At 66.4% G+C, this 21,168-nt stretch carries 19 protein-coding genes; 10 read left to right on the top strand and 9 right to left on the bottom strand.

Features of this window, described 5'->3' with window-relative positions:
• Nucleotides 1-31: 31 nt before the first annotated feature.
• The gene (locus tag ABS361_12725) at nt 32-931 is read right to left on the bottom strand and encodes a LysR family transcriptional regulator (GenBank protein ID XBY46893.1); all 900 of its coding nucleotides are present in this window, start codon (nt 929-931) and stop codon (nt 32-34) included.
• Nucleotides 932-1,156: 225 nt separating this feature from the next.
• Between ABS361_12725 and ABS361_12720 the strand changes: the two genes are divergently transcribed.
• The 8 genes from ABS361_12720 (at nt 1,157) to ABS361_12685 (ending at nt 12,601) form a co-directional block, all read left to right on the top strand.
• Complete coding sequence (locus ABS361_12720; GenBank protein ID XBY42972.1) at nt 1,157-2,257, top strand: ABC transporter substrate-binding protein; 1,101 nt, start codon at nt 1,157-1,159, stop codon at nt 2,255-2,257.
• Nucleotides 2,254-3,123, top strand: a complete 870-nt coding sequence (locus tag ABS361_12715; GenBank protein XBY42971.1) for an ABC transporter permease — start codon at nt 2,254-2,256, stop codon at nt 3,121-3,123. The genes ABS361_12720 and ABS361_12715 overlap by 4 nt, the downstream gene beginning before the upstream one ends.
• Complete coding sequence (locus tag ABS361_12710; protein ID XBY42970.1) at nt 3,120-4,019, top strand: ABC transporter permease; 900 nt, start codon at nt 3,120-3,122, stop codon at nt 4,017-4,019. The genes ABS361_12715 and ABS361_12710 overlap by 4 nt, the downstream gene beginning before the upstream one ends.
• Entirely contained in the window at nt 3,919-5,034 is a 1,116-nt protein-coding gene (locus ABS361_12705; GenBank protein XBY42969.1) for an ABC transporter ATP-binding protein, read from the top strand. Before ABS361_12710 ends, ABS361_12705 begins: the two co-directional genes overlap by 101 nt.
• Before the next feature lie 47 nt (nt 5,035-5,081).
• Entirely contained in the window at nt 5,082-5,837 is a 756-nt protein-coding gene (locus ABS361_12700) for a GSU2403 family nucleotidyltransferase fold protein (protein XBY46892.1), read from the top strand.
• Between the two features lie 1,065 nt (nt 5,838-6,902).
• The gene (locus tag ABS361_12695) at nt 6,903-7,376 is read left to right on the top strand and encodes a CesT family type III secretion system chaperone (GenBank protein XBY42968.1); all 474 of its coding nucleotides are present in this window, start codon (nt 6,903-6,905) and stop codon (nt 7,374-7,376) included.
• Between the two features lie 59 nt (nt 7,377-7,435).
• Nucleotides 7,436-12,061, top strand: a complete 4,626-nt coding sequence (locus tag ABS361_12690; protein XBY42967.1) for a hypothetical protein — start codon at nt 7,436-7,438, stop codon at nt 12,059-12,061.
• Between the two features lie 75 nt (nt 12,062-12,136).
• Entirely contained in the window at nt 12,137-12,601 is a 465-nt protein-coding gene (locus ABS361_12685; protein XBY42966.1) for a GSU2403 family nucleotidyltransferase fold protein, read from the top strand.
• A gap of 244 nt (nt 12,602-12,845) precedes the next feature.
• Here ABS361_12685 and ABS361_12680 read toward each other — a convergent pair whose 3' ends face one another.
• The 6 genes from ABS361_12680 to ABS361_12655 form a co-directional block, all read right to left on the bottom strand.
• The gene (locus ABS361_12680) at nt 12,846-13,991 is read right to left on the bottom strand and encodes an SRPBCC family protein (GenBank protein ID XBY42965.1); all 1,146 of its coding nucleotides are present in this window, start codon (nt 13,989-13,991) and stop codon (nt 12,846-12,848) included.
• Between the two features lie 23 nt (nt 13,992-14,014).
• Complete coding sequence (hutC, locus tag ABS361_12675; protein XBY42964.1) at nt 14,015-14,779, bottom strand: histidine utilization repressor; 765 nt, start codon at nt 14,777-14,779, stop codon at nt 14,015-14,017.
• Nucleotides 14,776-15,567: an amino acid ABC transporter ATP-binding protein gene (locus tag ABS361_12670; protein ID XBY42963.1), complete on the bottom strand. Its 792-nt coding sequence runs from the start codon at nt 15,565-15,567 to the stop codon at nt 14,776-14,778. Before ABS361_12670 ends, hutC begins: the two co-directional genes overlap by 4 nt.
• Nucleotides 15,564-16,232 carry an amino acid ABC transporter permease gene (locus ABS361_12665; protein XBY42962.1) on the bottom strand — a complete coding sequence of 223 codons (669 nt, stop codon included), beginning with the start codon at nt 16,230-16,232 and terminating at the stop codon, nt 15,564-15,566. Before ABS361_12665 ends, ABS361_12670 begins: the two co-directional genes overlap by 4 nt.
• 10 nt (nt 16,233-16,242) lie before the next feature.
• Complete coding sequence (locus ABS361_12660) at nt 16,243-16,884, bottom strand: amino acid ABC transporter permease (GenBank protein ID XBY42961.1); 642 nt, start codon at nt 16,882-16,884, stop codon at nt 16,243-16,245.
• 61 nt (nt 16,885-16,945) lie between these two features.
• Nucleotides 16,946-17,773 carry a transporter substrate-binding domain-containing protein gene (locus ABS361_12655; GenBank protein ID XBY42960.1) on the bottom strand — a complete coding sequence of 276 codons (828 nt, stop codon included), beginning with the start codon at nt 17,771-17,773 and terminating at the stop codon, nt 16,946-16,948.
• A gap of 484 nt (nt 17,774-18,257) precedes the next feature.
• On the opposite strand from ABS361_12655, the gene ABS361_12650 reads away from it, so the two are divergent.
• Nucleotides 18,258-19,565 carry an FAD-binding oxidoreductase gene (locus ABS361_12650; protein ID XBY46891.1) on the top strand — a complete coding sequence of 436 codons (1,308 nt, stop codon included), beginning with the start codon at nt 18,258-18,260 and terminating at the stop codon, nt 19,563-19,565.
• Nucleotides 19,566-19,641: 76 nt separating this feature from the next.
• Here the strand turns inward: ABS361_12650 and ABS361_12645 are convergent, their stop codons facing one another.
• Nucleotides 19,642-19,929, bottom strand: a complete 288-nt coding sequence (locus ABS361_12645) for a hypothetical protein (protein XBY42959.1) — start codon at nt 19,927-19,929, stop codon at nt 19,642-19,644.
• A gap of 2 nt (nt 19,930-19,931) precedes the next feature.
• Nucleotides 19,932-20,321, bottom strand: coding sequence for an ester cyclase (locus ABS361_12640; protein ID XBY46890.1), 390 nt, complete (start codon nt 20,319-20,321; stop codon nt 19,932-19,934).
• Between the two features lie 535 nt (nt 20,322-20,856).
• Between ABS361_12640 and ABS361_12635 the strand changes: the two genes are divergently transcribed.
• Complete coding sequence (locus ABS361_12635) at nt 20,857-21,120, top strand: hypothetical protein (GenBank protein ID XBY42958.1); 264 nt, start codon at nt 20,857-20,859, stop codon at nt 21,118-21,120.
• Nucleotides 21,121-21,168 lie beyond the last annotated feature (48 nt).

The following is a 21,168-nucleotide window of genomic DNA, read 5'->3' as shown; positions in this document are numbered from 1 at the left end:
CGCGCGGCGATGCGGCATCGACCGGCTGGCGTCAGGCGCCGCGGTCGCCCGGGATGCCGCTGACGCGCGAGGATCTGAACGCCTGCAGGATGCTCTTGGTCATCTGCTGGGCCGCGGCGGTCGGCCGCGCCGACTTCTTCATCAGCAGATGGAACGTGTTCACGCTCGAGAACGCGTCGGGCCTGATCTCGCGCAACTGACCGCGGTCGACCCAGGTCTGCGCGTAGTGCGGCGGCAGGAAGCCGAGGTGCAGGCCGCTCAGGATCAGGAGGATGCGCGTATCGAGGCTGCCCGCCTGCGCCGAGATCGGGAACTGGCCGAGCAGCGCCGCGAAGGCCGGGTCGTCGGTCGTGCTCGGCTCGATCAGGGCGTGGCGGACGACGTCCTCCTCGGCCGGATCGGCGACGCCGAAAAGCGGGTGGCGGTCGCCGCAATAGAGGCGGACCTCCTCGCGGAACAGCGGGATCATCTCGAGCGTCGCGACCGGACGCGGCACGACGGAGATGCCGATCTCGGCGTCGCCTTCGAGGATGCCGCGTTCGAGCCCGGAGGCCGAGATCGACTCGACCCGGATCTCGACGCGCGGATGCGCCCGCCCGAAGGCGGCGAAGGCCTCGGCGAGCGGCTTCTCGGCGACCGAGACGATGTTGTCGAGCAAGAGCAGCGTGACCTTGCCGGTCAGACGGCGCATGCCGGTGCTGACGCGGTCCTTGAACTTGTCGAGGTCGTTGAAGAGCTGCAGCGCGGCCAGATAGACGATCTGGCCCTCGTCGGTCAGGGCGAAGCCGGAGCGGCCACGCTGGCAGAGCTTGGCGCCGAGCCGCTGTTCGAGGTTCGAGATGTCCAGGCTGATCGCCGACTTCGACTTGTTGAGCGTGACCTCGGCCGCGGAGAAGCCACCGTGGTCGACCACGGTCCGGAACACGCGCAGGAGCCTCAGATCGGAGTCCGAGAGGCTGCCGCGGAACGGTCGTCGCGCGAAGGGCAGATCGACGCTCAGTTCAGTCTCCGCTCAAGTGAACATTGGAAATCCGCGATCTCCGCGAGGCCCGATCGAGGCATAGCCTCCATATCAGGGGTTCCACGGATGGCGCAACTCGGGTGGCGAGGGCGGAGGGGCGGAACCCGGAGCTCATCGAAGCGGGGGGTGACGAGCATGCCGACCGACGCGTTTCTGAACGACAATCTCGACCGGGCGCTCGACGCGACCAAGCGGGGCGCGATGGACCGTCGCGACTTCCTCGGCCTGCTCGCGACCGTCGCCGCCGGGGCGCTGGTCGGCTCGGGCCGCGCGGCCGAGGCGGCCTCGAAGGCGCTGACCGTCGCCAACTTCGGCGGCGACGCGGTCAAGGCGTTCGAGGCGGCGTGGACGGGCCCCTTCGCCGCGACCTCCGGCGCGACCGTCACGATCGACGGCGCGGGGCCGCTGCCGGGCAACATCAAGAAGATGGTCGACGAGAAGAACGTCGTCTGGGACGTCTCCGACGGCGACGGCTTCTACGCGCTGCAGCTCGGCGCGCAGAACCTAGTCGAGAAGATCGACTATTCGGTCGTCAAGAAGGACCAGCTCTACGACTGGAACGCCTACGAGCACGGCGTCGGCAACTACGTCTATTCCTACGTGCTCGCCTACCGCAAGAGCAAGTATCCGACGCCGCCGAAGAGCTGGGCCGACTTCCTCGACGTGAAGAAGTTCCCCGGCAAGCGCACGCTCTGGAAGTGGTTCATGGGCATGCCCGAGCCCCTGCTGCTCGGTAGCGGCGTGCCGAAGGACAAGCTCTATCCGATCGATATGGACAAGGTCGTCAAGGCCGTGAAGTCGCTCGGCGACAACCTCGTGCTCTGGGATTCCGGCGGGTCGAGCCAGCAGGTCTTCCTCGACAAGGAGGTCGACATGGGCGTGATCTGGCACACCCGCGCCACCGTGCTCGAGAAGGACACCGGCGGCGACGTGACCTGGACCTGGGCCGACCATATCCTGACGCCGGGCGCCTGGGTGGTGCCGAAGGGCGGCAAGGACACCAAACTCGCCATGGAGTTCATCGCCTCGACGCAGGACCCGGCCAAGCAGGTCAAGCTGCTCGACATGCTCGGCAACGGCCCGGCCAACCCGAAGACGGTCGCGCTGCTCACCGACGAGCAGAAGCGCAAGAACCCGACCTCGCATCTCGACACCGCGGTGATCCGCGACGAGAAGTGGTACGCCGAGAAGTACGACGACGCCGTCGGCGTCTGGCTCGACGCCATCGCGAAATGACCGCTCCCGCGGCGGCGTCCGGTCGGTGGCGATGGTTCGCCGCCGATCCGAACGCGGGCTACGGCGGCTTCGCCGTGCCCGCGGCTTGCGTGATCGTCGGGCTCTACGTCCTGCCGCTCGCCTCGGTGCTGGCGCTCGGCTTCACCGATCCGCAGCCGGGGTTCGGCAACTACGAGCGCTTGTTCACGGCCGAAGGTCCGCTGCGCGTGCTGGCGACGACGGCGCGCATCTGCGTGATCTCGACGGTGCTGTCGGTCGTCCTCGGCTACGTCGTCGCCTACGCGACCGTCTCGTCCTCGACCGGTTGGCGCACGGTGCTGCTCGTCGCGATCCTGGTGCCGTTCTGGGTGTCGGTGCTGATCCGCGCCTTCTCGTGGCTGGTGCTGTTGCGCGACAACGGCCTCGTCAATCAGGCGCTGATGGGCACCGGCCTCGTGGACGCGCCGGTCAGGCTCGCGCGCAACGAGGCGGGCGTGCTGATCGGCATGGTCCATTATCTCGTGCCCTACGCGGCGCTGCCGCTGATCGCGACGATCCGGCAGATCGACATGCGGGTGATCGCGGCCGCCAAGAGCCTCGGCGCCTCGGACGCGCGGACGTTCTGGCGCATCCTGCTGCCGATGACCATGCCCGGCGTCTTCGCGGCGACGATCATCGTGTTCGTCTTCTCGCTCGGCTTCTTCGTGACGCCGGCGATCCTCGGCGGCGGGCGGGTCATCATGGTGTCCGAATACGTCAGCGTGAACGTGCTCCAGACGCTCCGATGGGGTTTCGCCGCCGCGCAGGCGACGGTGCTGCTCGTCGTGACGCTGATCGCGGTGGGCGTGCTCGCGCGGACGGTCGGCTTCCGGAGGGCGCTCGGATGAGGGCCGACGGCGTCGTCCATCCGTTCCGCCGACCGTTCGCGGTCCTCGCGGCGGTCCTGGCGCTGTTCCTCGTCGCGCCGCTCGTGGTCACCGCGCCGGTGTCGGTGACGACGACCCGCTACGTCTCGATGCCGACCGCCGGCGTCTCGTTCGGCCATTACGTGCGCGTGTTCACCGATCCGGCCTGGCTCGCCGCGCTGCGCGACAGCCTCGTCGTCGCCCTCGGCGCGACGGCGCTCGCGACCGCGCTCGGCGCCGGCGGCGCGATCGGCGTCTGGCGCCGGTCGGGGCCGATCGCCGGCGCGCTCCGGGCGGTCGTGCTGATGCCGCTGATCGTGCCGCCGGTCGTGACCGCGCTGGCGCTGTCGCGCGCCTGGGTGAAGCTCGGCCTGTTCGACACGCTCGCCGGCGTGATCCTCGCGCACGCCATCGTCGCGATGCCCTTCGTGTTCCTGACCGTCTCGGCCGCGCTCGAGGGGCTCGATCCGCGCATCGAGCCGGCCGCGCGCAGCCTCGGAGCCGGCCCGTTCACGACGGTGCGCCGCATCCTCCTGCCCAACGTGCTGCCCGGGCTCGGGGCAGGGGCCCTGTTCGCGTTCGTCATCTCCTGGGACGAGGTCACCGTGACGTTGTTCGTATCCTCGCGTGCGGTCTTCACGCTGCCGCGCAAGATCTGGTCGGAGATCCGCGACAACATCGACCCGGCGGTCGCCGTCGTCTCGGTGTTCACGGTCGCGGTCGCCCTGGCGATCGGCCTCGCCGTCGTCGCGCGCCCCTCCCGGGCCGGGGGGCGTCGTGACCGAGGCGGCTCCGGCCCTTCCGGGCCATCGGCTGAAGCTCTACGGCCTCAGCAAACGATACGGCCCGCACCGTGCGCTGCACGACGTGACGCTTGAGGTCGCGCCGGGCGAGTTCCTGACGCTGCTCGGGCCGTCCGGCTCGGGCAAGACGACGGTTTTGATGGCGCTCGCCGGCTTCGTCGAGCCGAGCGACGGCGAGATCTATCTCGACGGCCGGCCGATCTCGGCGTTGCCGCCCGACAGGCGCGACTTCGGCGTCGTGTTCCAGGGCTACGCGCTGTTTCCGCATCTGAGCGTCGCCGCCAACGTCGCGTTCCCGCTCGAGGTCCGCGGTCTCGGACGCGCCGACATCCGCGCCAAGGTCGCCGCCGCACTCGATCTCGTCCGGCTCGGCGCCTTCGCCGACCGCAAGCCGCGCGCGCTCTCCGGCGGCCAGCAACAGCGCGTGGCGCTCGCCCGGGCACTGGTGTTCGAACCGAAATTGCTGCTGCTCGACGAGCCGATGGGCGCGCTCGACCGGCAGCTCAAGAGCGAGTTGCAAGGCGAATTGCGCCGGCTGCACCGCCGGCTCGGCACGACCTTCGTCAACGTCACGCACGACCAAGAGGAGGCGATGGCGCTGTCCGACCGGATCGCGGTGATGCGCGGCGGCGAGATCGTCGAGGTCGGCACGCCGGCCGAACTCTATGCCCGGCCGCGGACGCGGTTCGTCGCGAGCTTCCTCGGCCGCAGCAACTTTCTTGAGGGCGTCGTCGGCGCCGTCCGGGGCGGCGTCGCGAATGTCGAGGTCGGCGGGCGGACGATCCGCCACGCGACGCCCGAGCCGGTCGCGCCGGGGGCGTGCGTGACGCTGGCGCTCAGACCAGAGCGGATCGAACTCGGCCCCCGCGACGGCCTCGACAACGTCCTGACCGGCCGTCTCCTCGACGCGGTCCAGACCGGCCCCGGCCTCGATCTCGCCGTCGAAGTCGGCCTGCCCGAGCCGCTTGAGGTCCGGATCCCGCCCACGGCGTCGCCGTGCCGCCCGAGGGGCGGAGATCGCGCTCGGCTGGGCCGCCGGCGCGACCGTCGCGGTCACCGAGGGCGGCAGAGGCTAGCCCCGAGGACCTGAACAAAGCCGAGCCGCAGCCGGCTCGAGGAGCCGACCACGCCCGCTTGGTGCGTCTGCTTCGCGCCGAAGGATGCCTCACGCCGGACCTCGCCAACGGCCAGATCCTGGCGGCCATGGCGCGGGTCGGGGTGTTCCGGCTCGGCGGCACGGTGGTCGGTACGCAGGCGTTCCGGCACTACGACGGCGTGCTCGGCATCTGCTTCTCCGCCGACCAAGCGGCGCAGACGCAAGATGTCGATGTCGCAAGCTTCGAACGCCTCTCCGTCGCCCTGCAGGATCGGGTCGAGGAGCGCCTCGCAGATGTATTCGGCGCCCTGAAGTTCGAACCCGTTCCTTCGGCCGACCCCGGCCGCGCCTGGCGGTGGCGTCAGACCGAGCAGGAGACACTCGTCGAATTCCTGACGCCGTCCTTCGACGAGAGCGAGGGGCTCAAGGAGTTGCCAGCACTCGGTGTCGCCGCGCAGTCGCTGCATTTCCTGAACTATCTGATCGCGCGGCCGATCAAGGTCCCGCTGCTCTACCGCTCCGGCGTGCTGATCCAGGTTCCGCGGGCGGAGCGCTATGCGATCCACAAGCTCATCGTCGCAGACCGGCGCCTCCATGGGCCCGAAGCGGCCAAGGCGCGCAAGGATCGGGCACAATCCGCCTTCCTGATCCGCTTCCTCGCCGAAGAGCAGCCCGATTTGATCGCCGATGCTTATGCGACGGCGCTCGGCAACGGTCCTTCGTGGCGCGCCGCCATCGCGCGCAGCCTCGCCCGCATGCCCGAGACCAAAATGCCGCTCGACGCGCTACCCGCCTAGGGCGATCGGATCGCGTCAGTCCCGTCGAGCGTTTCCGTTCCTTGGCGTGCACCTCCGGGGCGATCGATGTTCTCGGCCTCGATGAGATCGGAGCCACGGAAACGGGCGTTCCGAGGCCGGGCTACGCGGCTAGTCTGATCGGGCCGCGGTGCCGATGAAATCGGTTGAACGTCCGCCGGCCCTCGCTCCTTGACTTTGGCCACCGAAAGGGTCCACTAAAGCTGCTGGCCACTTGATAAAATCATTCATGTCAATGGCTTGCTGGACATTGTCCGTGTTGCTCAGAATCCAGGTCCCCCAGCCAATCTTCGCCCAAGTCTCTGAAATGCTTAGATATTCCGAGCGCGTCCATGCGCGTCGGGATCGGGTTGAGGGATTGGGTCCACACGTGGTCCACACGTGTGGCCGAGCGCACATCGAAAATGGGCCGTGAACGAGGATGGCGCGCTGCGCCCCCCTCGGTGACCTGGCCGGCCCTCGCGGCGCGGCGACGATGATGGCGTTCGGGTCCGTCTGCGGGAACTGGCGGCGATCCGTCGTCGCTTCGGCTATCCCTTGGCCGGCAGGCAATTGCTCGCAATTGCCGTGAGGCGAAGGCTGCACATCCTGCTGAAGCGGGAGGGCGTCGTCGTGAGCCACACCGAACGACCCCACACGAACCCGGACGGGCTCACCCCGAACGAGTTTGCAGCACGGTTCCGAGAGGACCAAAACCCGAACAGATTCTGTTTATGAACGGGGTAATCCGGGGGCAAGGTCACTTGGCGTCGACCATGTGCGGCCTCCCAGGGGGCGCTCTGCGGCGGCTCTTCCGACGCGCGCGGTCGCCCGGACGCGAATTTGATCGATTGAGCTCCGAACATCCGGTCCGGCCCGGCGATCCCTCGTAAATCCTGGTCTGCCGAAGCGGAAGCGGTCGGACATGGGATCTGCGGGCGACTGTCACACAGGTGATAGAGCCCCCATAGAAGCTCACCCGAGGGGACGTGGACTCGAACAGAGTTGCCGCGGCGGCATCGCGATCGCGGCCGAGATACCCGGCGGCGGACGGAGTGGGACATCGTTATGTCGAACCGTGAGACGGTTGAGGCCTGCCTCAGAGAGCTCGGTGGAGTGCGCGGGATCGACCTGTCGCTCGACGCCGACGGTCTCGTGGCGATGTCGTTCGAGTCCGGCCACCGGCTGACCCTCGAAGTGCCGGAGACCGGCGATCGCTTGTTCGGTCATATCGGGGTCAAGCACCTCGACCTCCACGACGGAGCCATCGAGATGCGCCGTGCGCTCGAGCTCAATCTGTTCGGGCTGGCTACGCCGGCCGCCTGGGTCGCGGTCGATCCGGAGACGACGCTGGTGACGCTCTGCGCGGTCCGAGAGACCACGGGGCTCGACGGCGAAGCACTCGGCGACTGGATCGCCGCCCTGCTCGACGACGTGGCGACCGTCGCCGCCGTCGTCGGGGGGTGGGAGCCCGCGGCGGCCAATGACGCCGAAGCGGCCGAGCCGGCCTTCGCCGACGACATGTTCATCATCCGCGGCTGACGCCGTAATCGGGACGGAGAGGGCGGACCATCGGTTCGTCGGGAAGGCGGGGCTGTGTCATGTCGTCTATTTCATCGAAGGCCGGCCTCACCACACCGTTCTTCCAGAAGAGCATCGACTTCGGTCGGCTCAAGAACAAGATCGCCGACGCGATTGCCGGGCGGTCCCGGCCCGACCGGCCGAAAATCTCCGAGAACCGCGATCGCGGCAAGCTGATCGCCAAGAGCAAGACGGCGGGCCGGACCAATCTCGGCGGCATGCAGCGCGCGGCCGCGCAGAAGCTCGCGAAGAAGAAGGAGGCAGAGAAGAAGGCGGGCACCAACACGGGCGACACGGCCCGTGTGCATCCGACGCCGAAGCGCAAGGCCCAGGTGCTGGCGCCGACCCGGCAGAAGCCGTCCGGCCCGCCGAAGAAGGACGTGCCGCTGAACCCCAAGCAGAAGTTCGACAAGGCTCAGACCCACGTCGCGACGCTGCGCGGGCACCTCGCCGAACTCGGCCGCGCCCAGGAGAAGGCCCGCTCCGACGTCGGCCTCGGCCTGACATCGGGCGGCCGGGAGGGCGACCTCATAGGCAAGCGCGACGAGGTCGCCAAGGAGGTCAAGACCCTGCTCGACCAGGTCTCGGCCCAGATCAAGGACCCCGCTACCGACGGCGAGACGAAGAAGGGCCTGATGACGCTGCGTTCACAGCTGCTCTCGGCCATGGTCTCGGTTGAGTTTCCCCAGGTGCTCGAACATGTGGCGAAGCCCTTCGACGCGCCGGTGCCCAAGGGTGTCGAGCATCTGCCGAGCCGGGTGCCGAGCGATATCCCGACCCAGGACCAGGTCAGGCGTCTCGACAAGGACGCCAAGGAGATGATGGCGAAGTTCGACGACTTCGGCTGTCTGCGTCCGGGCGAGAGCCTCGCCGGCCGGACGAGTGCGGATCTCGACCAGGCGATCAAGTCGCTGGAATTCGAAGGAGAGACCTCGAACCGCCGCGACCTGACCCCGGAGCAGCAGCAGGTCCTCGGCCATCTGAAGGATCTGAAAACGGCGCTCGACTTCCGCGCCGAGATGCACGCGATCGTCGGGTCGGCGGACAAGCTCCAGAGCTGGATCGAGGCGGACAAGACGCGTCCCAACCCGGGCCTGTCGCGCCTGTTCCGCGAATTCACCCAGTATGGTTCCGTGTTCCACGACGCCTCGTCGTCGAAGCCGTCCGACCGGCTCAACGCGCTGCAGACGGTCGGAAGCTTGATCGAGCTCTTCGCCGACAAGAACGTGCCTGCGCTGTTCCGCACCGAACATCCGGGCGTCAAGTCGCTGATGACCTCGCTGAGGACGGCGCATCTGGAGGAGCAGGCGGTCCGAACCTTCCTCGACAAGCTGCCGAAGGGCCAGGACCCCGTTCGTGTTTTCCTGAGCGACGTCGACAAGCACGTGAACAGCGGCAAGCCGCTCACGATCGCGGAGCTCCAGAAGATCGCGCCGAAGTCGATCGACGACATGCTGACCAACCTCAAGGCGGACGTCGCCAAGGCGGTCCAACTCCACGAGAGCTACGACGACCAGTTCCGGCGCGTCGAACGCATCCTCGGTCACGACAAGGCCGGCCTCTATCGCGGCGCCGTCTTCCTGCAAATGGGTCAGCCGACGGGCGGCCATGTGCAAACCGATCGGAACGGGCCGTCCAACCCTGTTCCGAGCAACCGGAGGCCGGTCGACAGCGTCGTTTTCGAATCGCGTGCGATCAAGGATCTGAAGAAGCTCGGTGAGGAGAACCCGGAAGCGGCCTTCATGGTCGCGGGCCTCGCATTCCTCGAACATCAGCTCGCGACGGTCGAGAAGAACGTCATCGGTCGCAAGGAATATGACAACATCCAGATCGAGACCTACGATCACGCGCGGGTCATGGCCTTCGCCGGTGTGACGCCCGAACGCATGGAGAAACTCGGCTACGCCCCCGACGTCGCCGCCTCGCTGCCGGAGCGCATGTACAAGCTGAGCAAGGCCGGCTGCCGCACCGCCGAGGAACTCGACAAGAGCATCCAAGAGCTGATGGACGACGCCTCGAAGATTTTCACCGATCGCTCGGTGCAGTCGATCATGTCGTCGTTCAAAGAGGATTCCGCCGCCGCGATCGGCCGCGAAATCCGACTGGAGACCTTCACCGAGGTGCACGGCATCGGCGGTGGTGTCGTTCAAAACGGCGGCCGCGTCGATGCGTCCCTGACCCACGAGAGCCTCGCCGTCGTCGAGGGCTACAACAGGATCGCCAAGAGCATAAACAACAGCCTGCGCACGGGCGGCGACATTCCGATCGAGACGACCACGGCCGGGCAGGTCTTCCGGGAGGTCGACCGTCAGCTTGAGGACACGCTGCTCGAGCGCGACAAGATCGACAACCGCGAGACCCAGGCCCGCAAGGACCTCGCTGAGGCGTCCAAGGAGGGTTCGACGCTCGGCATCGACGTCAATCCGGACCGCCCGGCCGGCCTGCGCAGCGCCAAGGTGGTCCAGGAGGTGCTGAGGCTCGACGGCGAACGCAAGGCACTGGAGCGCATCGGCGTCACCAAGGGCTCCACGGTCGACAAGCTCGACAAGGCCATCGACACTCTCCTCGAGAAGTTGCGCGGCTACGACACCACGACCATGCGACGGCCGTGGCACGCGAAGCTCTTCCCGCTGCTCAAGGACAAACCGGACATCGATAAGCTGCGCGGACTCTCCGGCGTGGCCGACAAGATCGTCTTCGTGCGCGAAGGCGCCGACGCCGAGCGCAAGAAGATCGACGAACGTCTGCCGGCGCTGACCGAGCTGCGTGGCGAACTCGCCGCCCAGCGGCGCACGACCGACCCGACCGCCTTCGGCACCGCCGAGCAGATGATCCGCTCGGCGATCCTCGCCCATTGGCCGGGCAGCAACGTCACGGAATCGGTCGGCTCCGGCCGTATCGTCGACGGCTACGAGCCGATGCTCCACCGCGACGCCATCGAGAAGACCCTGAAGAGCTGGGGCCTCGACACCGAGGTCTTCGGCCCCGAGATCAGCATGGCGCTGGGCGGCACCCTGACCCGGCACGACCTCAAGGCTTGGGCGGAGGAGCGCCGCCCGATCGACCCGAACACCCTGCTGATCTCCGGCCCCGACACGCGCAGCATTCCGAAGAAGCTCGCGGAATCCTTCGTGTCCTTCCTGCGCGAGACCTTCTCCAAGCAGGGCGTGAAGGATGCCGTCGGCTGGCTCGTCAACAAGAAGGAGATGGACGCCGACTTCCAGCGCGACATCCTCGCGCAGATGACGACGCTGAAGGACGGCGACAAGTACGACCTCAAGGCCGGCTTCAAAGTGTCGGGAACCACGGGCAAGATCCCTGTCGAACCCTCGGCGACACTCGGAATCCGCGGCAAGCTCGCCGGGTCCAAGATCTCCAACCTTGTAATCGAACGCGGTGGTGACGGCTGGAAGATCACGGGCCGCTCGGGATTCCAGGTCCAGGGCGGTGTCGATGTGGTCGCCGACCACAAGCTCACCGACAATCTCGCGCTCGGCGGCAGCCTCGGCGTCGAGGGCACCTACGGCTATCTCGGCGGCAGCGCCTTCACCTTCCCCGATACGGTGGCAGGCCGCGACGCCTTCGCCAGGCTCCTGACCGCTCTCGTCAACGGCGAACGCCCGAGCCCGGAGATCTTCGAGCACACGAACGACGCCGCACGTCAGAAGGAACACGCCCGCAAGGGTGGTGTGGTCGGCAAGGGCTATTTCAAGGCCGAGTTGACGACGAGCCCGTTCGGAACCGACGGCGACATGTTCCACGACAACGACGTCAAGGGGAAGAAGTCGGGCGCCTCGAACAAGGTCGGTATCGGTTTCACCGCCGGCCTCGACGCCACCGCCTTCCTCTCGGGCAAGGGTAAGACGACCAAGAGCTTCAACAAGATCACCCGCGAGACCGAAACCGAACTGTCCGGATCGCTCGGCGCCAGCGCCCAATTCTACGCCAAGGTCCCGACCGGTCTCGGCGCGCTCAGCAACGCGATCGCGACCAGCACCGGCCTCCAGAAGGAAGTCGACCAGTCCTTCAACGAGACGGACGCGAAGGGCAACCAGAAGGGCCTCTACGACGTCGGCTCGGGCACGGCCAACGAAAACCTGCTGAACTGGGAATTGAGCACCTCGCTCGTGCGCACCAAGAAGACCAAGCAGGAGTTCTCCCGCGCCAACAGCGAGGGCGGCGAGGAGCGTCTGACCAAGTCCGAGATCGTGCAGCGCACCAGCCTGACGCTCGGCGCCGACATCGCCACCATCGGCGTCGGCAGCAAGGACCTCGCTGATCGACTGGCCACCGACACGGACTTCCGCCGCGACTACGAGGCGCTGAAGAAGTTCATGGGCGTGAACGACTCGCTCCAGCTCACCTATTCGGTCAAGCCGGAGATCATGGAGCGGTTCAACGACATGATGCAGGTCGCCCACGAGGAGGCCGCCCCGCTCGCATCGATCATGATCCGGCGTGCAGCAGCCAAGCTCCTCGACGACATGGACAATTACGAGGTTTCGAAGGTCACGGTCTGGAGCAAGGACGTCCAGAAGGACTCGGTGAACCGCGGCAATGCGATGCTCATGAAGCTCGACTTCATCGCCGAGGTCGGCCACGAGGAATCGCAGGTCGTCTGGAAGGTGCCGCCGCGCAAGAAGTGACCGCGGCGTCGGGGGTGCACGTCAACTTCGAGCTTCGCCGCCGAGCCGGCTCCTTCGACAAATCCGTCGGTCGGCGTGTTCAGGCTCGGCGGCACGGTGGTCGGCACGCAGGTGTTCCGCCATTGCGACGGCGTGCTCGGCATCCGCTTCTCCGCCGACCAGGCGACGCAGATGCAGGATGTCGATGGCGCGAGCTTCGAACGCCTCTCCGTCGTGCTGCAGGATCAGGTCGAGGAACGCCTCGCCGGTGTATTCGGCGCCCCGAAGTTCGAACCCGTCCCTTCGGTCGACCCCGGCCGCGTCTGGCTCCAGACCGAGCAGGAGACGCTCGTCGAATTCCTGACCCCGTCCTTCGACGAGAGCGAGGGCCTCAAGGACTTGCCCGCACTCGGCACGGAGTCGGCGGAGCGTGGAGCACGTCAGGTCGCCGTCGCTGTCGATGCGTTCTTCTCGCGCGCGATGCGTGACATGAGCCCGACCGGTTCCGATCTGTCCCCAGTCTCGTCTAACGGGCAGGGGTTTGAGCTGTCGGGCCCTTAACCTGAAGGTCGTCAGCTCAAATCTAGCCCCCGCAACCAAGCCAAAAGCCCGCCAGGTCAACGACCTGGCGGGCTTCGGCGTTTAAAGTCCATAAACACTCGAGCAACGTCCGGCGACACGTCCGCCGCAAGTGGAGGCGGCGATCACCGGTCGTGCCAATTGGCGTCGGGGAGCGAGTCCCGCAGTGGCGGCGGCTGCCGCGGCGATGGTTCGCCGCTCTGGCGGAAGCGCCGACAAACGAGACCTAGCTCTCGAAATGGCGCTCGAAGCCACCGGTCCGGTCGGCCAGATACTGTGCGAAATCGAAATTCGGCCGTTCGAGATGGCTGAGGTGGCCGGGCGCGGCCGCTTGGGATGACAGGCCCCGGAAAACCTTCTCCGTGCAGCCGCGATCCTCGACGTTCACCTTGTCGAGCAACGTCTTGGTCTGCATGAAGTGCGCCTGCGCGTCCGGAGAGTTGGCGAAATCGGGCGACAGACCACCGCCGAACAGGATGTTCACCTGGCCCGGACCATGCGGGTGAAGCGACAGGTACCAGAAGTAGCCGGGCGTCAGCGTGATCAGAAGGCTCGGGTAGACCGCGAGCAGGAAGGTCGTGCGGCGGCGATCGCCCTGGAGCCGCGTGTTGTCGGGGTGGGCGATGGCGATCTTGAGCGTGTCGTCCTTCAGAATCGTATGATAGTTGAAAGCCTTGCGTCCCGGCGGGCAGATCATCTCATTGAGCTTCGACAGCCCGCCGATGGTCCCGGAATGGCAGACCGGCAGGTGATAGCTCTCCATGAAATTCTCGGCGAGGATCTTCCAGTTGGTGTCCCAGACGTGGGTTTCCCGGAACAGCTCGACGTAGTCCTGCATCTGGAAGTCGTCGATCAGACTTTCGACCTCGGCGAGTTCATCCTTGATGTCGGGCGCGTCCGGGTTGAGCGTCACCATGATCCAGCCGAGCCACTCGACGCAGCGGATCTGCGGCAGCTTGTAGTCGGCGGCGCAGAAATCCGTGTTGCGATCCATCGCCGGAGCACCGCGCAAGGATCCGTCGAGATTGTAGGTCCAGCCGTGATACGGGCAGACGATGGAGCGCTTGTTCCCGCAGCCTTCGAGCATCGTCGACATGCGATGGCGACAGACATTCGACATCGCCCGCAACTGGCCGGACGTGTCGCGCAGGACGATGATCGGCTCGCCCGCGAGTTCATAGGTCAGGTAATCGCCCGGCTTGCCGAGCGCGCTCGCGCGGCCGACGCAGACCCAGTCGCGCGAGAAAACGGTCTCGAGCTCGCTCTTCAGGAACTCCTCGCTCGTGTAGACGCGTGGAGGCATGGCCCGCGCCGCCTCGAAGGGGACGCTGACGTTGGCGAGAAGCTCCCGTACGGATGGATTGATCGTCATTTCGGCCTCCGGTCGGTTCGACATCATCGGTGTGAGGGCGAGAACCGCGCGACAAGTTCGTGCAGTTCGCCCGGATAGGTCAGCTGGACATAGGTGATCGGCGCCTCGCCGCTCCAGGTGCGCCGTTGGATGGTCAGGCAGCAGGCGCCGAGCGCGATGTCGAGCAGCGCCGCCGGTCGAACGCCTGCCGGTCGCGCCGCGATCCGGTGCTCGGCGCTCGTCCACGGCGCGCGCGCCAGAAGCCAGGATCCCGGCGGTGTGTCAGCGAAGGGCTCGTCGACCGCTTCGGGCGTTGCCGTCAGATTGATCAGCCGCTCCTCGATGCAGAACGGCCTGTCGCCGGCCCAATGGCGGCAGGTCAGATCGAGAAGAGGTCCGTCGCCGATCCCCTCGAGCCGGCCGGCATCCATGCGCCCAGCGCGCCGCCGCCGCCGCGTCAGGATCTCGAACCGGTAGGCGGCACCGAGCTCCTCCACCTCGGCCCGCACGTCGGAGATCTCGAGCGCCGCGGTGCGCGAGGGCGCACGCATCACAAAACTGCCGGCCTTGCGCCGCCGCTCGATCAGGCCGGAACGAGCAAGTTCCGAGAGCGCCTTGTTGACCGTCATGCGCGAACAGTCGTAGTCGCCGCAGAGGTCGTGCTCGGATGGGATCCGCGTTCCGGGTGGCCATTTGCCCGACAGGATATTGCGCTCGATATCACCGATGATGCGGTCATGCAGCGACAGGACCGCTGTCTTCGACACCGGCTCCAGGACGTCGCTCTCGTTGGGCTCGCCGGTGATCATATCAGCATCGCCGCTCCGCGATCGAGATAGGTATCGAGGAACTGGTCCATGCGCGCGTGACGCGGCTTGCCGAACACGGTCTGCGGCGAACCGTCGATCAGCACGCGACCCTTGTCGAGGAATACGACCTTCTTGCCGATGGAGGCGGCGAAGCCGATCTCATGCGTGACGATGACCATCGTCATGCCGTCGCTCGCGAGCTGACGCATGACGTTCAGCACTTCGCCGGTCAGTTCCGGATCGAGCGAGGCGGTGGCCTCGTCGAACAGCATGATCTTCGGCTCGAGCGCGAGCGCCCGGGCGATGGCCACGCGCTGTTGCTGGCCGCCGGACAGCTGCGAGGGATAGTGATCGGCACGGTTGGCCAGTCCGATGCGCGACAATTGCGCCATCCCGCGGTCCTCGGCCTCGCGCTTCGTGAGGCCGCGCACCGTCTTCAGCGCCTCGCTGACATTGCCGAGCGCGGTCATGTGCGGCCAGAGATTGAACTGCTGGAACACCATGCCGATGCCGGCCCGGACCGCGCGGATGCGCTGGGCGGGGAGGCGGGTGCGCTTGCCGGCGCCGTCTTCGGTGAAGCCGAGCGGCTCGCCGAAGACGTCGATCGTGCCGTGGGTCGGCTCGTCCAGGAACGCCATGCAACGCAGCAGCGTCGACTTGCCCGATCCGGACGGACCGATGATGCAGGTAGCCGCCCCGGCTGCGATCTCGAGGTCGATGTCGTGCAGCACTTCGACCGGGCCGAAGCTCTTGCTGAGACGGCGGACGGCGATCGCGGGATTGATCATTGGCTGGAGAACCTGAAGCGGGACAAACGACGCTCGCACCATTGGCCGATCCAGCCGCAGAGCTCGACCAGCGCCCAGTAGAACAGCGCCAAAAGGAACAGGGATTCGACGAAGGCGTAGAGCTGCGATCCGATCGCGCTGATCGTCATGGTGAGTTCGGGCACCGTGATGATCGACATCACGGCCGTTTCCTTCAGCATGACGATCGCGGTGTTGATCGAGGCCGGAAGGACGAGAAGCGTCATCTCGGGCAGCAGGATCCGGCGGATGATCTGCAGGCGCGTCAGGCCGAGGCATTCGCCGGCCTCGACATGTCCAGGCGGTACGGCCTCGAAGCCGGTGCGGAACACCTCGCTGAAGTAGGCGGCCGCATAGACCGACAGGGCGAGAACGCCTGCCGGTACCGCATCGAGCGACAGGCCCGCATAGGGGCCGCCGTAGTAGAGCAGGAACAGCTGCACGAGGAAGGGCGTGCCGCGGAAGAGCTCGACATAGCCGACGAGCAGCCAATTCAGCCAACGAGGACCATAGCGCCGCGCGACGGCAACCAGAAGTCCGAGGATGACGCCGATGACCAGCGACACCGCCCAGACCGACAGCGTCACGCCGAGCGCGCCGAAAATGGCGGGCAGTTGAGACGCGATGAGCGCGAAATCGAGCTTCATGCCTCAGTCCTCATGTGCGCCCCCATGCGAGCCGCCGCTCGGCATAGGTGCCGAGGAGAGCCACCAGCCTGTTGATGATGAAATAGAGCAGTCCGGCGGCCGCATAGAGCGGGATGGGTCGGTAGAGGCTCGAGTCGAGATCCTGCGCCATGCGCGTCAGCTCGACCACCCCGACGACGGAGATCAGCGACGACGCCTTCAGGATCAGGATCGCCTCGTTGACGATGGCCGGCAGCGTCAGCCGGAAGGCGATCGGGGCACGGATGCGGACGAGCTGCTGAAACGGCGTCATGCCGGTCATGTCGGCGGCCTCGATCAGGCCGCGCGGCACGCTCATGAAGCCGCCGCGCAGGTTTTCGGCCTGATAGGCGGCGGTGCAGAGCGACATGCCGACGATCGCGGCGACGATGCTCGGCACATTGATGCCGACGGCGGGCAGGAGATTGTAGATCAGCAGCAATTGCACGATCAGCGGCACGCCACGGAAAAAACTGACATAGGCGCGCCCGAGGATCGCGAGCCAACGGCGCGGCGACAGAAGAGCGGCGGATACGCAGATGCCGATGAAGAAGCCGATGACGATCGAGACCGCGCTGATCGCAACGGTATAGCCGGCCGCCTGGACGAGCAGCATCCAGATTTTCAGGGACATGCGCAGGTCTCGACTCGAGGGTGGGAACGGGCGAATATCGCCCGTTCCTGGCTGTCGACGATCAGAAGTTCGGCGTCGGCACGACGTCCGGCGTGTCGAACGTCGTGGCGAACCACTTTTCCTGGATCTTCGCCATCCGGCCATCCTTCTTGATCTTCAGGATGGCCGCGCCGATCGCGTCATCGAGCGCGGCATAGTCGGCATCCTTGCGGCCGATGAAGCCGAAGTAGCTCTTGGCGCCGAAGGGCGGCAGGACCAGCGCGAAGGTGTCGGGGCGCTGCTTGGCCACGAAGGCGATGTTCGGCAGCGAATTGGCGACCGCGACGATGCGGCCGGCCGCCAGATCGGCATAGGCCGAGTTGTAGCCGACGTATTCCTTGGTGGTGACCTTGGTCGGCAGCGTTGCGCTGTAGGCCTCGAGCTGGGCGAGCTGCGCGGTCGCCTTGCCGCCGCCGACGGCCTTGCCGGCGATGTCTTCCGGCTTGTTGATCGACGTGTCGCCCTTGCGCTTCAGCAGCGCGACCGAGGCTTCGGCGATCGGCGGCAGGAAGCGATAGCGCTCCATGCGGGCCTTGGTGATCGTCGCCGGTCCGGCGACCACGTCGAACTTGCCGGCTTCGAGACCGGGCAGCACGCCATCCCACGGCAGCGCGACCCACTCGATCTTGACGCCCATCTCCTTGCCGATTTCGGCGAAGAGATCGACGTTCAGTCCGACATGCTCGCCGGCGTCGATGAAGTCGAAGGGCGCGAATTCGGTCTCCGTGCCGACTTTGAGCACGCCGGCGGCCTTCACGCGCGCCAGAGCATCCTCGGCATGAGCGGCACCGCCCAGGAACGCGGTGAGCAGCCCTGCGGCGATGAACTTGCAAATGTCACGCTTCTTCATGCTCAACTCCATCTCGATCCCCGCGCGTTCGACGTCGGCGATTGTGGTTCCGGATGATCCGGTGCTCATACCGGCCCGTTGCGCGTGATGGCATCGTGCCAACGACGGCAAGGTCGTGCAAAGATTAGATTGCTCTAGTCCCTTGCTATTGTCTATACATATACAAAACCCCTCCCACGCACTGTCAAGGGGAATTGCCGAGCAGACGACGCGGTGTCTGCCGAGAATTTCGGCTTCTCCGGGCCTCGCCGAACCTCGATCGACCGGTGTCGGCGACACCGTTTAGCGGGGCACCGAGCCGGAACAGCTTTCAGTCAGGGGCCGCAAGCGCGGACAGCAGCGGAAATCCGATATGACGATCATCAAGCAATCAGAGACACATAGCGCGCCCGTCGCCGATGGAGGAGCCGTCGAAGCGGCGATCGCCGAGATCCGCGCGGGCCTTGGCGACGCGGTGATCCGGTCGGGTGATGCATTCTTGGGCATGGATCCGGGCTGGCACCCTGCAAATCTCGGCGCCGGCGTGATCGTCAGCCCTCGGTCCACCGCCGAGGTCGCCGATGTCGTCCGCGTCGCCGCGCGGCATGGCGTTCCGATCGTTCCGCATGGCGGCCGCACGGGCCTCGTCGGCGGCGGCATTTCGCGCCCCGGCGAGATCATTCTCTCGAGCGCGCGGCTCAATCGCGTCGAACGGCTCGACGCCGTCGAGCGCGTCGCCGTCGTCGAAGCCGGTGTGACCCTGGAGGCATTGCAGGTGGCGGCGGCCGAACGCGGGCTCGAACCCGGCATCGATCTCGCGGCGCGCGGCACCGCCACGATCGGCGGCATGACCTCGACCAACGCCGGCGGCATCATGGCCTTCCGCAATGGCGTGATGCGGCATCGCATTCTCGGCCTGGAAGCCGTGATGGCCGACGGTTCGATCTACAGCGATCTCACGCGCGTCGTGAAGAACGCCGCCGGCTATGATCTGAAGCATCTCTTCATCGGGGCGGAGGGCACGCTCGGCATTGTGACGCGCGTCGCGATCAAGCTCGATCCTCTGCCGAAGGCGACCGCGACGGCGCTTCTGGGCCTGCCCTCGATCGCCGCCTTGCAGGCCGCGATCGATCTGGCGCTGAGGTCCGATGTCGGCCAGTTGCGCGCCGCCGAGGCGCTCTGGCAGGGCTATCTGCATCTGACATCGAAGGCGCTCGGCTGGTCGGAGGCGGGTGTCGATCTCGCGCAGCCGGTGTTCCTCCTGCTCGGCCTCTCCGGCAGCGACACCTCGGCGTTGCAGGCGGCGCTCGAGCGGATTTTCGAAGAGCTGGCCGAGGCGTTTCCCGACATCACCGGGATCATCGCGACCAGCGTGGCGCAAGAGCGCATGTTGTGGCGGCTGCGCGAAGATACCGACATCATCTATCGCGCCTATCCGGCTGCGCCCTCCTACGACGTCTCGGTGCCGCTCTCGGAGATCGAAGCCTATGTCGATCGCGTCACGCGCGAGCTCGCGGCCATCGATCCTGGGCTGAAACCCTTCGTCTTCGGCCATCTCGCCGATGGCAATCTGCATCTGGTCTTCAATCATGCCGGGCCATTCGCCGAAGGGATCGCGGCGAAGGTCGAGGCGGCCCTCTATCACGGGCTCGGTCAATGTGGCGGATCGTTCTCGGCCGAACACGGTGTCGGCTCGAAGCGCATCCATTCGCTCGTTCAGACCGCCGATCCGGTGAAACTCGCGAGCATGCGCGCGATCAAAGAGCTTCTCGACCCGGCGAATCTCTTCAATCCCGGCAAACTGTTCAGCTGACAACCCGGCCAAGGTGACGGCTCGTTGCCGCTGGACCACGATCTCTGAACGGCTATTCTCCGTTCCTCGTCGCCGATCAGGTCCTTGCGGTTGGTGCTCTCCTTGTTGAAGCGCGCGCGACCAGCAGATCGCGCTCCGCCTTCTGGAGCTTGCGTGCCGCGGCGCCCGGCACGACGATCTCGAGCGCGTTGACCTCCTCGAGCAGGCGGCGGCGCTGCAACAGCGGATGCGCCTTGGGCAGCCGCTCCTCGGTCGGGATCAGCGTGCATTTGCCGATCTCGGGTTCCTTCAGCGGGCGTTGGAAAAAGACGATCTCGTGCAGCTCCGCCGAACGCCTGCTGCTCGGCGTGAAGGGAGCCGCCATCTCTAGAGGCTGATCTGAGCTTCTATTCCCGCCTTATCGATCACGGAAAACACCTCGGCGATCTTGCCGGCGGCCAGCGTATAGAAGGCGTGCTCATGGAAGACGACGCGCCTTCCATTGACCGGCAGACCAAGAAATTCGCCCCTGGGTGTGCAATCGAAGCGTATCCTGGATGCGATATGAGCCTCATCAGCCATAACAAGATCGAGCTTGAATTGCAGATCGGGAATATCGCGGCAGTTCTCTTCGAGCATTGCCCGATAGCCATCCACTCCGAGAGGCCGCCCGTTATGAATTGCGCCGGCCGCGACGAATTCGCCCAGCCTTTTCCAGTCTCGGGCATTCAGGCAAGCGATGTAACGGTCGTAGAAGATGATTGCATGGTTCGCCATGGCGGACGAAACGCGCGACGAGGCTGGAGGTTCCGGTTGCACGACGCCGCAAGTCGCTCGATGCGGCCGACTTTCAAGACCGAAGTCCACCATGGAAGATCGATCGCCACCAAAAAAGTCGCCTTCGCGGCGCGCACCGAACGACTTTGCCGCCCCCTGATCCGTGTGCTCGCCGAGGAACCGACGGACTTGCTCGCCGAAGCCGACGAGACCGCGCTCGGCAAAGGCCGTCCCGGCGCGCCGCCGTCGCGCATCGCTTGGGCCGCCTGCGCGAGACCAAGGCGCTGCAAGACGCTTTGCCGGGCTCGGCCGATCCATGGGGGTGCGTCGTCGCCGGATTGGGCGGAGCTATGCCTGGGGATTCCCCTCGGTTCTTGGCCCCCCGCCCAGCCATCGCGTCGAGATGAGAGCCTCGCCGGGTGTTGTCTCGTTCGAGACAGCGCCGCCGGACCGAAGTGATAGTCAGGACCGACGACGAAGCGCCGCTCGCGAGCCTCGGGGTGCGCGTTCCGGTCGGAGAACGGGAGCCAGGGCAGTGACGAACGTCGGCTCGATCTTTTCAGCCTTCACCACTGCGGTCGGTCGGACATCGACCGGTGCGACCAAGACCGATGCGAGCGCGACCAGCGCCTCGACCAATACCGACACGCCGGCCGCGCCGGGCAGTTCGGTCAAGGATTGGGTCGACGTGTTCGGATCCCTGCCCGCCGCCAAGTCCGGCGAGGTGCGCAACCAGTATCTCGGCAGTCTGCAGGTGCCGACGACCCAGCTCGATCTCTACACCGAAGACGACGATTGAGAGCGCTGATCGTCCGTGCAGCCGCGTGACGGTCGGCAGACCTGCCGG

The organism is Ancalomicrobiaceae bacterium S20, from assembly GCA_040269895.1.
Classification (GTDB): domain Bacteria; phylum Pseudomonadota; class Alphaproteobacteria; order Rhizobiales; family Ancalomicrobiaceae; genus Methyloraptor; species Methyloraptor flagellatus.
Note: the sequence above shows the minus strand (reverse complement) of the source record. Positions and strands in the feature narration are given on the sequence as shown.

Coding starts and splice junctions, on each gene's coding strand:
- ABS361_12720 (XBY42972.1), top strand. CDS start 1,157: ATGCCGACCGACGCGTTTCTGAACGACAATCTCGACCGGGCGCTCGAC.
- ABS361_12715 (XBY42971.1), top strand. CDS start 2,254: ATGACCGCTCCCGCGGCGGCGTCCGGTCGGTGGCGATGGTTCGCCGCC.
- ABS361_12710 (XBY42970.1), top strand. CDS start 3,120: ATGAGGGCCGACGGCGTCGTCCATCCGTTCCGCCGACCGTTCGCGGTC.
- ABS361_12695 (XBY42968.1), top strand. CDS start 6,903: ATGTCGAACCGTGAGACGGTTGAGGCCTGCCTCAGAGAGCTCGGTGGA.
- ABS361_12690 (XBY42967.1), top strand. CDS start 7,436: ATGTCGTCTATTTCATCGAAGGCCGGCCTCACCACACCGTTCTTCCAG.
- ABS361_12680 (XBY42965.1), bottom strand. CDS start 13,991: ATGACGATCAATCCATCCGTACGGGAGCTTCTCGCCAACGTCAGCGTC.
- hutC (XBY42964.1), bottom strand. CDS start 14,779: ATGATCACCGGCGAGCCCAACGAGAGCGACGTCCTGGAGCCGGTGTCG.
- ABS361_12670 (XBY42963.1), bottom strand. CDS start 15,567: ATGATCAATCCCGCGATCGCCGTCCGCCGTCTCAGCAAGAGCTTCGGC.
- ABS361_12665 (XBY42962.1), bottom strand. CDS start 16,232: ATGAAGCTCGATTTCGCGCTCATCGCGTCTCAACTGCCCGCCATTTTC.
- ABS361_12660 (XBY42961.1), bottom strand. CDS start 16,884: ATGTCCCTGAAAATCTGGATGCTGCTCGTCCAGGCGGCCGGCTATACC.
- ABS361_12655 (XBY42960.1), bottom strand. CDS start 17,773: ATGAAGAAGCGTGACATTTGCAAGTTCATCGCCGCAGGGCTGCTCACC.
- ABS361_12650 (XBY46891.1), top strand. CDS start 18,258: ATGGATCCGGGCTGGCACCCTGCAAATCTCGGCGCCGGCGTGATCGTC.
- ABS361_12645 (XBY42959.1), bottom strand. CDS start 19,929: ATGGCGGCTCCCTTCACGCCGAGCAGCAGGCGTTCGGCGGAGCTGCAC.
- ABS361_12640 (XBY46890.1), bottom strand. CDS start 20,321: ATGGCGAACCATGCAATCATCTTCTACGACCGTTACATCGCTTGCCTG.